Origin of the sequence: Sodalis-like endosymbiont of Proechinophthirus fluctus (assembly GCF_001602625.1) — a bacterium.
GTDB lineage: Bacteria > Pseudomonadota > Gammaproteobacteria > Enterobacterales > Enterobacteriaceae.
This window is the reverse complement of sequence record NZ_LECR01000023.1, coordinates 30,818-32,265: the sequence shown is the minus strand read 5'-3', so window position 1 is coordinate 32,265 and position 1,448 is coordinate 30,818. Positions and strand designations below refer to the sequence as shown.

The window sequence follows — 1,448 nt, the reverse complement described above, 5'->3', positions numbered from 1 at the left end:
ATGATCCGTCCGAGTGCTGGCCTTATTCGTCTTAACGACCTGCCGGTGCCGGTCGCTCTACGGCAGAATCTGGTGGCCTATGTACCGCAAAGTGAAGATATCGACTGGAATTTCCCGGTGCTGGTGGACGATGTGGTTATGATGGGCCGCTATGGTAAAATGTCTTGGCTGCGCCGCCCATCGCATGAAGATTTCCTGCAAGTGGATCGAGCGCTGGTACGCGTGGATCTGACCGCGCTGCGCCGGCGGCAGATAGGCGAACTGTCCGGCGGTCAAAGAAAGCGAGTATTCCTAGCACGGGCGCTGGTGCAACAGGCACGGATACTGCTACTGGATGAACCCTTTACCGGCGTCGACAGCCAGACCGAAAGCACCATCATCAGCCTGCTGCGCACGCTGCGCGAGGAGGGTCATTTAGTGTTGATTTCTACCCATAATCTCGCCAGTATACCCACCTACTGCGATCAGGTGGTTCTGATTAACGGCATCGTCGTCGCCGCCGGTCCGCTGCAAGAGACCTTTACCGCCGATAATCTGCGGCGCGCCTTCGGTGGCAACCTGCCGCTTCAAGCGATGATGGGAGGGCCGGCCGATGCTTGAATGGGCGCTGGAGCCGCTGCATTACGCCTATATGCGCAACGCGATCGGGGTCAGTGCCCTGGTGGGCGCCTCTTGCGCGTTTCTGTCGGCGTTTGTAGTGTTAAAAGGCTGGTCGCTGATAGGCGATGCTCTATCTCACTCCGTCATGCCGGGAGTCGCGGCCGCTTATGCGCTTGGTCTCCCCTACGCCGCTGGCGCCTTCGTTACGGGCCTGCTGGCGGCTCTGACCATGGCGCTGACGCGGCACCTCACACGCCTGCGTGAAGACGCTGTCATTGGCTACGTTTTTTCCACATTCTTCGCCGCTGGGCTATTGCTCGTTTCGCTCAATCCCACCGCGGTGAATGTACAAACGATTCTGTTCGGCAATATCCTCACTATTGCGGCGCAGGACGTGCGCCAAGTGCAATGGATAAGTGGCATCACTTTTTTGGTGCTGTTTTTTCTTCGCAAGGATTTACTGGCGGTATTTTTCGACGAAACCCACGCTCGTTCTCTCGGTCTGTCTCCGCTGCGCCTTAAACTGGTATTATTTGTCCTACTCAGCGCCAGCATTATCGCCGCGTTGCAGACCGTTGGCGCGATTTTGGTCATGGCGATGGTGGTGACGCCCGGCGCGACTGCCTGGCTATTGACCGACCGTTTTTCGCGCCTTATTACGCTGTCGGTCGGCTTTGGCGCCGTCACCTGCGCTGCCGGCGCCTGGTTAAGCTATTTTGTCGATGGCGCCACCGGAGGGGTAATTGTCACCATGCAAACTCTGCTCTTTTTACTGATCTGGGTCGTCGCACCTCGCTACGGCCTGCTGGCCGCCGCCCGCCGACGCCAGCGCGCACCGTAAGAGGCCG

General features: G+C 58.6%; 2 protein-coding genes. Both read left to right on the top strand.

Annotation, left to right across the window (positions count from 1 at the left end; translation table 11 throughout):
- Positions 1-600 (top strand): ATP-binding cassette domain-containing protein (locus tag BG74_RS02655; protein WP_066596405.1); only part of this gene is annotated, 600 nt, incomplete at its 5' end.
- A complete protein-coding gene (locus BG74_RS02650; RefSeq protein ID WP_066596404.1) occupies positions 593-1,441 on the top strand; it encodes a metal ABC transporter permease in 849 nt (282 codons plus the stop codon). The genes BG74_RS02655 and BG74_RS02650, both read left to right, overlap by 8 nt.
- Positions 1,442-1,448 lie beyond the last annotated feature (7 nt).

What these genes read in the sequence shown, in the direction of transcription:
- BG74_RS02650 (WP_066596404.1), top strand. Translation starts at nt 593, where the DNA reads ATGCTTGAATGGGCGCTGGAGCCGCTGCATTACGCCTATATGCGCAAC.